This is a genomic window from Shewanella mangrovisoli (assembly GCF_019457635.1).
GTDB classification, from domain to species: Bacteria; Pseudomonadota; Gammaproteobacteria; order Enterobacterales; family Shewanellaceae; genus Shewanella; species Shewanella mangrovisoli.
Genome location: NZ_CP080412.1, coordinates 517285 through 531732, shown reverse-complemented (window position 1 = coordinate 531732; position 14448 = coordinate 517285). Strand labels below are relative to the sequence as shown.

Genomic DNA, 14448 nt, shown 5'->3' with positions numbered 1-14448 from the left:
AAGCCGGAAACGCTCAGGGTGTTCAAAAATCTCCCCTTCGCTTGCTCCTCTTTGCTTCTAGCCTAACGCGGTTAAATACCTTTCCCAGTCGAAGCTTGGGCCTGGATCCGTCTTGCGCATCGGTGCAATGTCACAATGCCCCACAATCCGCTGTGCTGTTAATGCGGGATACTGCGCTAATAAGGCCCGAGTCAACTCTGTGAGCTGCTGATATTGCGCCGCAGTATAGGGCTCAGTATCTGTGCCTTCAAGCTCGATACCGATAGAGAAATCATTACAATTTTCCCTTTCGTCATAACGAGATACGCCTGCGTGCCAGGCTCGATCTTCGCAACTGACATACTGCACACATTCACCATCGCGGCGAATTAAAAAATGTGCTGATACCTGTAGCCCCGCTAAATCGGCGAAACTTTCATCGGCTTTGGTATCTAAACACCCTTGAAATAATTGATCAATATAGGGAAGTCCAAAGCATCCCGCTGGCAGGCTGATATTGTGGATCACCAACAGGCTAATTTCCCCAAATGGGCGACGGTTAAAATACGGTGACTCACAGCGTCGAGCCGAGGAAAACCATCCGGCATCAAAGCGCATAAGCTCTTCCTATATACAGGCATAATGTCACTACTCTAACAGCATTAAGTGACTGAATATATGCAATTCAATGACAAAGGTGAAATAACCAGCCACGCCCCAAACCATCATCAGTTAGCAGGATAATCTCAATCAGCCCACTCCCTGTGACTTTTTATCACCCGCACTAGGTGGTAATCTTAGCCCTAAATGCAAGCAAGCAATTTCAAGCACGCCTCCTATGGCATGCAAGAATGCAAGGACCCAATCATGCTAGAGAACGATATTCGCCACGCCGTAAAAACCGCACTCAATGAAGACCTTGGTGGAACCGAGATCAACGAGCACAGCAAAGCCATTGCCTACGGCGATATTACCGCCCAACTTATTCCTGCTGATAAATATGCCGAAGCGACCTTAATCACCCGCGAAGAAGGTGTTTTTTGCGGAAAAGCTTGGGCCGAACAAGTCTTCAATCAATTAGGTGGCGAAGTCGCACTGCACTGGCATGTTGATGATGGCGATCTGGTGCTACCAAACCAAGTGTTATGTGAACTATCAGGCCCAGCCCGCACTATCCTTACGGGCGAGCGCACTGCGATGAACTTTATTCAGACCTTGTCAGGAGTGGCGACGCTGACAAAACATTATGTGGATAAGTTAGCGGGCACTCACACACGCTTACTCGATACTCGCAAAACCATCCCAGGGCTACGCACGGCTCAAAAATACGCAGTCACCTGTGGCGGCGGTAAAAACCATCGAATTGGTTTGTTTGATGCCTTCTTAATTAAAGAAAACCACATAATGGCCTGCGGTGGCATTCGCCAAGCGGTGGATGCTGCGCGCAGCTTGCACCCAAATAAACCCGTAGAAGTTGAAGTCGAATCCTTAGAAGAGCTCGCATTAGCGCTAGATTCAGGCACAGACATCATTATGCTAGATAACTTTGACATCACCATGATGGTTGAAGCTGTTGAGCTGAATAATCAATACAAAGCGAAAGGTAGCGGCGCCAAGCTGGAAGTCTCAGGCAATGTCACCTTAGATACCTTAGCTGAATTTGCCAAAACCGGGGTTGACTATATCTCCGTCGGCGCACTCACAAAGCACGTTCGCGCCCTCGACCTCTCACTCAGACTCAAGTCATAGTCTTATTAGAGCCAAGCTTGGGCTATCAAAAGCCCTTTGATCCACTAGATATTCAACTTTGAGTCATCCAACCAAAAGCGGCTTAACACTAAGCCGCTTTTATCTACCAGCTTTGCCTGCGTTTTTTAGCTGCTCTTTCCAAATTTTGTTCAAAGCCCTCTCGCATTTATCGTTTTTTCTCAATATATAAAATGGCATATTGCTATAACTGTTCCATTTCACTCATTTTTAAACACAAAAAATGCCGGCATTTGTAATGATAAATTGCTCACTGTGGATAACGAGCTAGCCGCTTTCGCTATTAATTCATAAATACTGGCTAAAATAGCTTCGATATTACGCTAAATTATAAACAATAAAGACAAAGTGTTAGCCTTACACTATCCAAAACCAGACATTGGACACAATTCAGTCGATTTTCAAGCAATTGATTTAAAATGCTTTATAAAATATCCATTCCTTTTTAATCAATCAAAGAGTACTAAAACTAATGCGTTTATCGCCAAACCTCATCTAACTCAATTATCACTAAAATCACGTCGCAGTTTTGACACAAAGTTAAACAACGTCAACATTTGTATCACTGTCAATTTTTTGTTAGAACGCAATACGTTTTAATGTCAACTTTTTAGACAAAATAATCATTTTATTAGTGTTTTTCACCAAAAAGCAGTTCCCTTTTTTTTAACTTTGTACTAACTTTTACTGAAGTGGAAATAGCGGCATGCTAGGCACACTAAAGATATGGAATTTTTGTATCTCACTCACTGTATGAAGGGATACAGAAAGGCAGCAAAGGATTGGCGCAAGGAATATGTGAAGTGCTTGTTCATGACACATAGCTTCTTGCCAAAAGAGTTAAGTATAGCGAGTTAGGTATAGCGTCTGTTACGGGTGAGATGGTTTTAGGCAAATTGAACCCTGACACGCGAAACCTGTGCAATTTGGTGCGGCTTGCGACCTCAATAGCATATTAGCCACATTTAAAGAGCACATTGATAGATGCAAAATGTTTGACGATACATCAAACGATGACCTATACAAAATGGTATGTTGGTAAATTGTTACAGTTTAAATCGATTTATCAGCCAACATAGTATAGGCTTAACGGTTGTAAGCAATGTCCGCTGCGACTAAAGCTAAAAAGTAAAACAGATAAGTAAAAGTGATTGTAAAATAAACATTTTTACTTATCATTGGGTGACTACAAGTTAACTTGTTAATTAATACTGCGTAAGCTGGAGAAAGAAATGAAAGCAATGAATAAAGGTTTAAACAAGCAAGCTCAGGGTTTCACCTTGATCGAGTTAATGATTGTAGTTGCCATTATCGGTATTTTGGCTGCAATCGCGCTGCCTGCGTACAAGGATTACGTTACAACCGCACAAGGTAGCGCAGCAATGAAGGGGATCACAGCATTTACCCAAAAAGTTCAAACTTGTATTGAAACGGGTATTGGATGCGATACTTTGGACGCTGAAATTGATTCAAATGATAAACTAACATCCACTATCACTTTTGCACAAAATGCCACTGGTACATTAGTATGGGCTGATACTAAATGTACACTGACAGCTACATTTGCAACACCAGATGCCACAACTGCTGGTTTAGTATTTTCAATGGCGGCAACTAGTTCCTCTGATTTGCCTCTATGCAAAAAAGGTGCTGGTGTAGGAAGCTAATTCTCCTATCATCAACAAGCCCCTTAATTGGGGCTTTTTTATTAACTGAATCTAAACTAAGAATAATTACCATTAATTATCTATTAAACCTGTAAGCCAAAGTCGAGGATACATAGATTGATTAAGCTCTGGATGATTTAAGCTGCTCATTAACACAATACTAAGTAATATAATGACTAGCGTTGCCAACAATCGCCACTTAATATGCACAGTAATCACCTTATAATGCTGACAATTGATAGCCAATAAAGCAGTCAACAGAGCCTGTGATAATGGCATAACAATCATTCCGTCAAACAACGAATAAATCCACGCTGAGCACAGAGCAAAAATAATAACTGTATTGGCATTGAGCTCTTGCTTTTGTTTAATATTTCTAAATAAAGTTGTTAACTTAAGCAACGACCAAACTGTTACAACCAAAAAAACTCCTACTCCGTATTCATACAGGAACTGAAATAACGCATTATGCGGGTGAGCATTTAAGAGTGGTTTTCCTTCTGCCCATGCAAAACTCATAGGACCATACCCCATAAAAATGCGTTGTGGAATTTCCTGCAATATATATAACCACATCGCAATTCGGCCCGAACTCCCGCCCCTTAACTGCCAGATATCATTGTCAAAAATAAACAGTGGCAATATCACGATCAACACTAACCAAATTCCAGTTCCTATGGCTATTGCTGTTAATAGCGGATGCGTAAAATGTTTTCGATCCGAAGTAGCCACTGAATAATACACTAGAAATGCAGAGACTATAATCGCCAGTACAGCCCCCCTTGCCTCTGACTGAAGCAATATTAACCATAAAAAACTAAATGCTAACATTGCCAAATGTCTGAATTTTTTTAGCTCATTCGTATAAAACGACAGACATAGTAACGGCATCAATATGACCTGCAATTGATTGAAAAACCTAACATTCATAAATCCAAATACGAGAGAATGTAAATTAGGACGATTCGCATCAATAAAATGGAATAGAAGAAACAATAAAAACTTTACGGAAATGCATAAGGCAAAAAAAAGTGAAAAAACAAAAAAGTACCGCAAGACCTCAGTCCTTTCCATTACTGCAAAACAGAATCTCAATATAAAAAACAAACAGATAAGCAGTAAAAAATTGACTAGCTCGAGCATAGACCAAAATGGGTGCAGGCCATATAAAGCCGAGATAATGCCGATAATAAATATACAACTGATGGTCACACAGGTAAAACGAGAAGGAATAGCAATCCTGACTTCTTTCCCCCACGAAATGAACACTATTACCAATATAACAAATGAAATAATCAGAATACGTTTCAGATCATAGGAATTACTCCCCCCCGTAACACCAATAAAATAATCAGACAGAATTGAACCCATGAAAAATACGGTAAAGAAAACTATCAAAATAATTCGAGCTGTACTAGTAGATATCAATTTCAACATCCTTATTTTATAACATCGACGCCAACGAATAGAATGAAATTCGATACAATCAACACCAATCTTCAGTATATAATCACATGTTTTAATTTAACTTTTGTCAAACTTAAAAAACTTTCATTAAAAATCATTCATATGCATACAGGTCAAAGCTCAATTCACACACAAAATTTACCTCACTGATGATACTCGCTTATTATGATTGTCTGGCACTTTATTGTATATGACAAATGCGTTCTTTAGCGTTATTATAAATTAACTTATGAGGATAGGAGCGTTTCATGCCATCAGCAGGCCTTCACTTGGGACTGTCGACCCTTTTTATTCGTAAAGGTCTGCTTAATGAAGAGCAGATGGCTAATGCCATCACCAAATCCCGCCAAACTAAACAAACTTTAGTTACCACATTAGTTCATGCCAAACTGATATCAGCACGTTCAATTGCCGAGCTTTGCTATGAGGAGTATGGCACTCCATTGCTTGATTTAGCTGAATTTGATATCAGTGCAATTCCAGAGGAGTTTGTTAATAAAAAACTCATAGAAAAACACCGCTGCTTGCCATTATTCAAGCGCGGTAATCGCCTCTATATAGCCACCTCAGATCCAACCAATATTGCCGCCCTAGAAGAGTTTCAGTTTAGTGCGGGCCTACATGCCGAAGCCATTCTGGTCGAAGAAGATAAGCTGGCTAAAGCCCTTGATAAGGTATTAGAAGAAGATATTACAGGCCTCGATCTAGGTGGTATGGACGAGGCTGCTTTAGCGGGTATAGAGATTACCGACACCGATAAGCGTCAAGAAGAAAACGCTGGCGAAGCTAGTGATGATGCGCCTATTGTTATTTATATCAATAAGATCCTTACCGATGCCATTCGCAGGGGAGCATCAGATCTTCACTTTGAGCCCTATGAAAAACGTTATCGCATTCGTTTTCGTATCGATGGTATTTTACATGAAGTCTCTGAACCGCCAATTAGCTTAGCTGGGCGCCTATCTGCTCGTTTGAAGGTGATGTCGAAACTCGATATTGCCGAGCGCCGCGTCCCTCAGGATGGACGGATTAAGATGAAACTATCCCGCACTAAGTCAATCGACTTTCGGGTAAGTACCCTACCGACCCTTTGGGGCGAAAAAATTGTAATGCGGATATTGGATTCCTCCTCCGCACAGCTCGGTATTGAAAAACTAGGGTATGAACCCGATCAAGAAAAACTCTACCTTGAGATGCTTGCCAAACCCCAAGGGATGATCTTAGTCACAGGTCCTACAGGTTCGGGTAAAACGGTTTCACTTTATACAGGCTTAAATATCCTCAATACTGCCGAGCGCAATATCTCTACCGCCGAAGATCCGGTAGAAATTAACCTTGAGGGTGTAAACCAAGTTCATATTAATCTAAAGGCAGGTTTAACCTTTGCCTCGGCACTGCGCTCCTTTTTGCGTCAAGACCCCGATGTGGTGATGGTGGGGGAAATCCGTGACCTTGAGACCGCCGAAATTGCCATTAAAGCCGCACAAACCGGCCACTTAGTATTATCAACACTGCATACCAATTCAGCAGCCGAAACCCTAACCCGTTTAATTAACATGGGTGTACCCGGCTATAATATCGCCAGCTCAGTCAATTTGATTATTGCTCAGCGACTTGCACGGCGACTTTGCACAGAATGCAAACAACCCGAACAGATCCCTGAGCATGAGTTACAACTTTTGGGCTTTACCGATGAGCAAATCGCTCAAGGGTTTACCACCTATAAACCTGTAGGTTGTGAACATTGTTCTGGCGGATATAAAGGAAGGGTCGGTATTTACGAAGTGATGAAAATGTCCGATGAAATAGCACGTACAATTATGGAGGGAGGCAACTCTTTACAAATCGCCCAGCAAGCCAAAGCACAGGGGATGCGTGATTTGCGTCAATCGGGCCTACTCAAAGTTATCCAAGGGGTAACCAGTATTGCTGAAGTGAACAGAGTTACTAGCTTTTAAAGCCGAATCCTTTGCACGACTCAACCAAACTCGTAAAAGGTTTAACTAATTTCTCTTTCGCTCTATATACTAATCTAGTAACAATAAATTTATAGCTAGCAATGCCTAACGGGAATTAACTGTGACTGACAGGAATACATTATGGCGACGGCAACGACAGTAAAAAAAACTCGTGCCAAAAAGAACGAGCAAAAAAGCCAACCTAAGATTTATACCTTTGAGTGGAAGGGCTTAAACCGTGATGGCCAAAAGACCGGTGGCGAATTAAAAGGCGCCAGCGTGGCCGAGGTGAAAAGCCAGCTTAAGCTCCAAGGGGTTAACCCTAAAGTTGTCCGTAAAAAAGCAAGCTCACTTTTTAGCCATAACCCCGATATAAAACCCATGGATATCGCCATGGTGACCCGTCAAATTGCAACCATGTTGGCAGCAGGCGTCCCCTTAGTTACCACCATAGAAATGCTCGGCCGCGGTCATGAAAAACAAAAAATGCGCGAGCTGCTAGGCACTATTCTATCGGAAATACAATCAGGTATTCCGCTCTCTGATGCGTTACGCCCCCACAGACGCTATTTCGATGATCTTTATGTTGACTTAGTTGCAGCAGGCGAGCATTCAGGCTCTCTCGATGCGGTATTTGATCGAATCGCTACCTACAGAGAGAAAGCAGAAGCCTTAAAATCTAAGATTAAAAAGGCAATGTTCTATCCCGCAGCTGTAGTAGTGGTCGCGATTGCCGTCACTGCACTATTACTACTTTTTGTAGTACCGCAATTTGAAGAAATTTTTAGAAGCTTTGGCGCCGAATTACCCGCCTTTACCCAAATGATTGTGGGCATCTCACGTTTTTTACAAAGTTCTTGGTATATTTTCTTGATTTCTATTGTGGCCAGCATCTGGTTATTTGTACGTTCTCACCGTAATTCACAGGTCGTTCGGGATCGCGTCGATGAGCTAGTGCTGAAAATCCCAGTTATCGGCGAGATATTGCATAAAGCGGCGATGGCAAGATTTTCCCGTACTTTAGCCACGACCTTTGCGGCTGGTGTACCCCTTATCGATGGTATGGAGTCCGCCGCGGGCGCTTCAGGCAATGCCGTCTATCGCAAAGCTCTATTTAAGGTACGCCAAGAAGTCATGGCGGGGATGCAGATGAACGTCGCCATGCGCACCACAGGGCTTTTCCCTGATATGCTGATCCAAATGGTGATGATTGGTGAAGAATCTGGCTCACTCGATAATATGCTCAATAAAGTAGCCAATATTTATGAAATGCAAGTGGATGATGCCGTTGATGGCTTATCGAGCCTTATCGAGCCGATTATGATGGTAGTCATTGGCACCTTGGTCGGCGGTTTAATTGTCGGTATGTATCTACCGATTTTCCAAATGGGTAATGTCGTGGGTTAAGCTTCACATTGTGAACCCAACTAACTGATTGAATCATTAAGAATAAGAACTACCAATGTCTGACTTTATTTCTCTTTTAAGCCACTCTCTTGCTCAGAGTCCTTGGCTGTTTATTACGTTAAGTTTTGTGTTTGCCGCCGCTATTGGCAGCTTTTTAAATGTTGTCATTCACCGCTTTACGGTGATGATGAAGCGCGAGTGGCAACAGGAGTGCAATCAATATCTACAGGAATATCATGCAGATGTAGTAGAGCAGATTGGTATCGAAAAGCTCAACAAGCCGATAGATACTTACCCTGAAAAATACAATCTCGTGGTGCCAGGTTCCGCCTGTCCTAAATGTAAGACCGCAATCAAACCTTGGCATAATTTGCCGATTGTTGGCTGGTTAATGCTCAGGGGAAAATGCGCCGCCTGCAATACAGCAATCTCCTCACGCTATCCGATTGTTGAGTTAGTAACAGGATTATTAGTTGCAACAATAGCTTGGCATTTTGGTCCTAGCTGGCAATTTGTGTTTGCTGCAGTATTAACCTTTGTATTGATTGCATTAACGGGTATAGATCTGGATGAGATGCTACTGCCAGATCAGATGACCCTTCCACTCCTATGGCTAGGATTACTCATTAACCTCAACCAGACCTTTACCACTCCAACCGATGCCGTTATTGGCGCTGCAGCGGGCTATTTGAGTCTCTGGTCGGTGTTTTGGCTGTTTAAGCTACTCACAGGTAAGGAAGGCATGGGATATGGCGACTTTAAACTGCTCGCCGTATTTGGGGCATGGCTAGGTTGGCAAATGCTCCCCCTAGTCATATTACTCTCCTCTTTAGTCGGCGCCCTTGTCGGCATCACGCTCATCGTACTCAAACGTAATCAGCTAGCTAATCCAATCCCCTTTGGGCCTTATATTGCTGCCGCTGGTTGGATAGCCCTGATATGGGGACAACCTATAGTCGATTGGTATCTAAGTACGCTATAAAAACACTGTCTATATCTTTCTTCAGTGTTTAGCATTCAATTTTGTGCAGATATAGTCTAAATCGATTAAGTGCCTTCTCTAGATGGGAATCTTATGTCCAAGTTTGTCGTAGGTCTAACGGGTGGCATTGGCAGCGGTAAAACTACCGTTGCCAATTTATTTGCCGAAGAAGGTGTCGATTTAGTCGATGCCGATATCGTGGCTCGCGAAGTGGTAGCAAAAGGCTCAAAAGGGCTCGAAGCCATTATCGCTCACTTCGGCACTGAAATAGTAACCGAGGCTGGTGAGCTTGACCGGGCACAACTGCGGCAACGGGTGTTTAGTGATGAACAAACGCGCCAATGGTTGAATCAGTTGCTCCACCCTATGATCCGCCAAGAAATGCTTTCTCAAGTCGAAAATGCGACCTCTGACTATGTAATTATGGTTGTCCCCTTGCTATTTGAGAACGGGTTAGATAGGTTAGTCAATCGGACTTTAGTGGTGGATATTTCGCCGGAGTTGCAAATCCGTCGTACCGTAAAACGGGACAGTGTGGACCCCACTCAAGTAAATAACATCATTAATAGCCAATGTAGTCGCAGTGAAAAACTCGCCAGAGCCGACGACATTATTGATAATCAGGGAGAGATATCAACACTAAAACAAGAGGTGCAAGCATTGCACCAGCGCTATTTACAATTATCCGGTAATCACGACGCCCATGACTGACTTAGTTTATGAACAGCCTTTAAATGAGAAAATCCGTAGCTACTTGCGGCTCGAATATCTCAATAAACAGCTCAGTAATAACCTAAATCACGACCACCAGCATAGATGTTTCTACCCTCTTTTCTCCCTGTGCGAATTATCGGAGCGTTGCGACTATCGCAATGAAGTCCTTAAAGATATCGAGCGCAATCTGCTGCAACTGAGTAAATGGCAAGAGCTCGACCATGTCGATAGCGAACAGATTGAGTTTTACATTCAAGCATTAATGCAAGCCAGGGAGCCACTACAACGTCCCGAGCGCTGCGGCAGCCAGCTCAAACAAGACCGTTTTTTATCGGCTCTGCGACAGCGTTTTGGTATGCCTGGTGCCTGCTGCAACTTCGACCTTCCCCAGCTGCATTTTTGGCTCGCCAAACCTTGGGAAGAAAGACAGCGAGATTACCAAGCTTGGATCAGCCATTTTGATCCCCTTCTCACTCCCATCATGCTTTTGCTTCAGTTAACTCGTAGTACCGCCCATTTCGATAACGCCACCGCCCATGCCGGTTTTTACCAAGGTGATAGTGCTCAAGCGCTCTCACTAGTACGCGTCAAAGTCGATGCCGCACACGGCTGCTACCCCACCATCAGTGGTCATCGAAATCGCTACGCCATCCACTTTGTCCAATTCGACCAGCAGCGCCACTCAGACCGCAGCATCGAATTCCTACTAGCGACCTGTGCCTGAAGCCTTTACACTAACGACCTCTAAGCTGCTGCCGAGTTAAGGCCAAAATTTACCTACTGGCATACTTTTGATACTCAGCGATTCCCTTGTTATTTCAGTCGACTGCTAAGGAGAAGTCTATTATGCCGTTAACCGTCAACTGTCCAATTTGCAAAACCCCAGTAGAATGGGTTCCTCAATCGGAATTCAAACCTTTTTGTAGCGAGCGCTGCAAGATGATTGACCTCGGCGATTGGGCCTCCGAAAAACATGCCATTCCAGTCAAATCTGAGTTTGACCTCGACGCATTAGATGAACTCGGTTACGACGAAGAAAGCTTTTTCAAAGAGTAATACTTAATAATCAGCCCTTTATAAGCAGAATTTTATGACAAAACGCATTCATGTTGCCGTCGGCATTATCCTCAACCCTAACGGGCAAATCCTACTCGCTAAGCGCCCCGAGCATTTACATCAAGGCGGTAAGTGGGAATTTCCAGGAGGCAAAGTCGAACAGGGCGAAACCGTCACCCAAGCCTTAATTCGTGAGCTAAAAGAGGAAGTCGCGCTAATCGTCAGCGCAAGCGAGCCTTTTATGGCGCTAAGCTACGATTATCCCGATAAACAAGTGTTACTCGATATTCACACTGTCAGTGAATTTACGGGAGAGGCGCAAGGGCTTGAAGGGCAACAGATTGCTTGGGTCAATAAACATGAGCTAAGCCATTACGACTTCCCAGAAGCCAATAAACCGATCCTTAGTAAATTATTAGCCCAAACCGAGTAACAAAACCGCTATTTTGCAGGCAAGATTTAGGTTTTACATTAGCGTTACGTGATCTGGGTTGCAGCAAATTCATCCGCAACTTTTAGAAAGCGCAAATTAGTGTTTGAATGCAAACTCATTATTCTTCTTCGATTTCGAGGGCATATCATGCACAATAACGTTAAAGCATTACTCGCCACGACCGCGTTATTTTTTAGTTGCCAAGTACTAGCAAATGGCGGCTGTGGCTTTGAAGAGCAACAACAGGGCTTGATTGCCACCTGCAGCGAGGAGAAACAAGAAGTGATTTTAACCGGTGTAGTTGAAGCGCAACATTTAGTAAAAGATCTCAATGAGTTTGCTGAGGGCTACAAGAGCTATCAGGTGGATACCGCAGCCTTAGCCCCTCTTAAGAACATCGCTGAGCCAACCGAAATCGTGGTCATCATCGGCACTTGGTGTCCAGACTGCCATCGCGAAACCCCACGCTTTATTCGCATTATGGAAGAAGTGGCTAACCCCAATATCAAAGTGACTTATATTGGGGTTGATCGCAGCAAGCAAGATCCCGAAGGACTGGCGGCAAAATACGAATTCAAACGTATTCCCACCTTTATCGTGCTACAACAGGGTAAAGAAATTGGCCGCATCGTTGAACGTCCAACCGTCTCACTCGAAAAAGATTTAGCCGAGATTTTAAAGTAACCTCGAGTCGCTAAATAATAAAGGCCGCTAAGTCTACACTTGGCGGCCTTTATCTTTTTAAAATGGAGCAGAGGTTAAATCGCTTCTTCTAAAATTCGCTGTGCCAGCATCACTAACACGCCCTCACGCAGTGCGCCGCCAGATAGTGACAACTGCTCAATCCCCAAGAACTCAAAGAGCGCGAGTAAAATTGCTACTCCTGCAGCAAATGTCGGTGCGCGCTCGGCACTTAGGCCGATAATCCCCATAAGGCTGGCATGTTCTTCGGCAAGGATTTCCGCTTTAAGCTGATTCAGCACAGCTAAGGTGATGATTTCAGACTGCTTACGGTGCATTAAGACTTCGACCACAGATTGCACTGCGCCAGAGGCCCCCACCACACAGTGCCATCCCAAGTCTTTTAACCTTTGCCTATGTTCACCTAAGACTTCCAACACTTCCTGCTTGGCATCATCGAAATCGAGCTCTTGCAACGGGGCATTGTTAAAGAAGCGACGGTTAAAGGTCACGCTGCCCATAGGTAAGCTAGTCTTAAACTGAACTTGGTGGCCATCACCGATAATAAACTCGGTACTCGCACCACCAATATCGATCACTAAACGTCTACCTTGGCCGCAAGTGGTCGCCACCATGCCTTGATAAATAAGCTCAGCCTCACGCATGCCTGAGATAATCTCAATCGGATGACCCAATAGCGGAATCGCCTTCTGATTAAACTCATCGGCATTATGGATACAGCGCAATGTTGCAGTGGCAATCACAGCGACATGATTAGGGTGGATTTTATGCAGCGCTAACATCTGGGCAAACATCGCTAGGCAATCTAGGCCACGCTGCATCACTTCTGCGGTTAAATGACCATCTTCGCCAATGCCTTCGGCTAACCTTACTTTACGTTTGTATTTAGCAATAATCTGTGGCTGACCACCTTTTGTCTTAGCGATCAGCATATTAAAGCTATTAGAGCCTAAAGTAATGGCGGCATAAGCGGGTGTTGGCATTTAAGGCTGTCTACGCGTCCTGTCATGGCGAGGTGGACGTCCACCACTACGATGGGCACCTTGTGGTCGCCCTGCACCTGAGCGTTCGCGTAAATTACGTGCTCCCGCAGGGTGCTTGCGATGAATTTTGACCGGCGGCGGAATATCTTCCAGCAATGCATCACGGTCATAATTACTCACAGGAATAGAGTGATTGATGTAGGTTTCAATCGCAGGCAAATTCAGAGCGTATTCTTCACAGGCAAAACTGACCGATACACCTTTGTTACCCGCACGCCCAGTACGACCAATACGGTGGACGTAATCTTCACAATCATCAGGTAAATCATAATTGTAGACGTGAGAAACATCAGAGATATGCAGCCCGCGCGCGGCAACGTCGGTCGCGACCAGAATATCCAATTGGCCTTGGGTAAATTGCTCAAGAATACGAATACGCTTCTTCTGCGGCACATCGCCCGTCAGCAAGCCGACGCGATGGCCATCCCCTTCAAGCCAAGACCATAAATTTTCACAGCTGTGCTTAGTGTTTGAAAAAACAATGGCTTTCTCTGGCCAATCTTCTTCAATCAGCGTTAGCAGCAAACGCATTTTGTCTTCTTGGGAAGGATAGAAAATTTCTTCTTTGATGTTCTTGGAGGTTTTTTCTTCGGGGGCAATTTCGACTTTTACTGGATCATTCATATGATCGTAGGCGAGTTCCTGCACTTTCATCGAAAGTGTCGCCGAAAACAGCATATTCAGACGCTGATCGGCACTGGGCATACGTCGGAATAAGAAACGGATATCCTTGATAAAACCGAGGTCGAACATGCGATCGGCTTCATCTAGCACAACCGCTTGAATGCCGCCGAGATTGATAATGCCTTGGCGCACGTAGTCGATAATACGACCTGTGGTACCAATCAGAACGTCTACACCTTGATCGAGCGTCTTGCGCTGCACATCATAGCTTTCACCGCCATAGACAATGCCCACTTTTAAGTGGCTGTGTTTGGCTAGGAGAATTGCGTCTTTGGCGATTTGAATCGCCAGCTCGCGGGTAGGAGCCATAATGATGGCGCGCGGCTGATTTAGCTGACGGTTCTCAGGGACTGGTGTCGACAATAAATGGTTAAATGTGGCAACCAAAAACGCCATTGTCTTACCCGTGCCCGTTTGGGCTTGGCCGGCGATATCTTTTGATTGAAGTAATACGGGTAATGATAACGCCTGGATCGGCGTACAAAATTCAAAGCCGTTTTCGGCAAGTGCCTGTTTAACCTCTGGATGTAGAGGAAGGTCGGCAAATTTTTGATTAGATAAATGTGTTTGGCTCATAGCGCAAGCATAC

At 44.1% G+C, this 14448-nt stretch carries 14 protein-coding genes; 10 read left to right on the top strand and 4 right to left on the bottom strand.

Annotated elements, in window-relative coordinates; all coding sequences use genetic code 11:
* Window positions 1-57: 57 nt before the first annotated feature.
* Window positions 58-597: a 1,6-anhydro-N-acetylmuramyl-L-alanine amidase AmpD gene (gene ampD / locus K0H60_RS02460; RefSeq protein WP_220057157.1), complete on the bottom strand. Its 540-nt coding sequence runs from the start codon at window positions 595-597 to the stop codon at window positions 58-60.
* Window positions 598-846: 249 nt separating this feature from the next.
* Here ampD and nadC point away from each other — a divergent pair, with 249 nt between their 5' ends.
* Both nadC and K0H60_RS02450 read left to right on the top strand, forming a co-directional pair.
* The gene (gene nadC / locus K0H60_RS02455) at window positions 847-1728 is read left to right on the top strand and encodes a carboxylating nicotinate-nucleotide diphosphorylase (protein ID WP_088211949.1); all 882 of its coding nucleotides are present in this window, start codon (window positions 847-849) and stop codon (window positions 1726-1728) included.
* A gap of 1250 nt (window positions 1729-2978) precedes the next feature.
* Complete coding sequence (locus tag K0H60_RS02450) at window positions 2979-3413, top strand: prepilin-type N-terminal cleavage/methylation domain-containing protein (RefSeq protein WP_220057156.1); 435 nt, start codon at window positions 2979-2981, stop codon at window positions 3411-3413.
* A 72-nt stretch (window positions 3414-3485) separates the two neighbouring features.
* On the opposite strand, the gene K0H60_RS02445 is transcribed toward K0H60_RS02450, so the two are convergent.
* Window positions 3486-4841, bottom strand: coding sequence for an O-antigen ligase family protein (locus K0H60_RS02445; protein ID WP_220057155.1), 1356 nt, complete (start codon window positions 4839-4841; stop codon window positions 3486-3488).
* 287 nt (window positions 4842-5128) lie between these two features.
* On the opposite strand from K0H60_RS02445, the gene pilB reads away from it, so the two are divergent.
* The 8 genes from pilB (at window position 5129) to K0H60_RS02405 (ending at window position 12114) form a co-directional block, all read left to right on the top strand.
* The gene (pilB, locus tag K0H60_RS02440) at window positions 5129-6838 is read left to right on the top strand and encodes a type IV-A pilus assembly ATPase PilB (RefSeq protein WP_220057154.1); all 1710 of its coding nucleotides are present in this window, start codon (window positions 5129-5131) and stop codon (window positions 6836-6838) included.
* A 141-nt stretch (window positions 6839-6979) separates the two neighbouring features.
* Complete coding sequence (locus tag K0H60_RS02435; RefSeq protein WP_220057153.1) at window positions 6980-8245, top strand: type II secretion system F family protein; 1266 nt, start codon at window positions 6980-6982, stop codon at window positions 8243-8245.
* A 55-nt stretch (window positions 8246-8300) separates the two neighbouring features.
* Complete coding sequence (locus K0H60_RS02430) at window positions 8301-9227, top strand: prepilin peptidase (protein ID WP_220057152.1); 927 nt, start codon at window positions 8301-8303, stop codon at window positions 9225-9227.
* A 93-nt stretch (window positions 9228-9320) separates the two neighbouring features.
* The gene (coaE, locus tag K0H60_RS02425) at window positions 9321-9938 is read left to right on the top strand and encodes a dephospho-CoA kinase (RefSeq protein ID WP_220057151.1); all 618 of its coding nucleotides are present in this window, start codon (window positions 9321-9323) and stop codon (window positions 9936-9938) included.
* Window positions 9931-10665, top strand: coding sequence for a cell division protein ZapD (gene zapD, locus K0H60_RS02420; protein ID WP_220057150.1), 735 nt, complete (start codon window positions 9931-9933; stop codon window positions 10663-10665). Before coaE ends, zapD begins: the two co-directional genes overlap by 8 nt.
* A gap of 122 nt (window positions 10666-10787) precedes the next feature.
* Window positions 10788-10997, top strand: a complete 210-nt coding sequence (gene yacG, locus K0H60_RS02415) for a DNA gyrase inhibitor YacG (protein ID WP_011621218.1) — start codon at window positions 10788-10790, stop codon at window positions 10995-10997.
* Between the two features lie 34 nt (window positions 10998-11031).
* Window positions 11032-11430: an 8-oxo-dGTP diphosphatase MutT gene (mutT, locus tag K0H60_RS02410; RefSeq protein ID WP_088211913.1), complete on the top strand. Its 399-nt coding sequence runs from the start codon at window positions 11032-11034 to the stop codon at window positions 11428-11430.
* Between the two features lie 147 nt (window positions 11431-11577).
* A complete protein-coding gene (locus K0H60_RS02405; protein WP_220057149.1) occupies window positions 11578-12114 on the top strand; it encodes a thioredoxin family protein in 537 nt (178 codons plus the stop codon).
* A gap of 74 nt (window positions 12115-12188) precedes the next feature.
* Here the strand turns inward: K0H60_RS02405 and K0H60_RS02400 are convergent, their stop codons facing one another.
* Both K0H60_RS02400 and rhlB read right to left on the bottom strand, forming a co-directional pair.
* On the bottom strand, window positions 12189-13115 hold the full coding sequence (locus tag K0H60_RS02400; protein ID WP_220057148.1) for a Ppx/GppA phosphatase family protein: 927 nt from the start codon (window positions 13113-13115) through the stop codon (window positions 12189-12191).
* On the bottom strand, window positions 13116-14435 hold the full coding sequence (gene rhlB, locus K0H60_RS02395) for an ATP-dependent RNA helicase RhlB (RefSeq protein WP_220057147.1): 1320 nt from the start codon (window positions 14433-14435) through the stop codon (window positions 13116-13118). It lies immediately after the preceding gene.
* Between the last annotated feature and the right edge of the window lie 13 nt (window positions 14436-14448).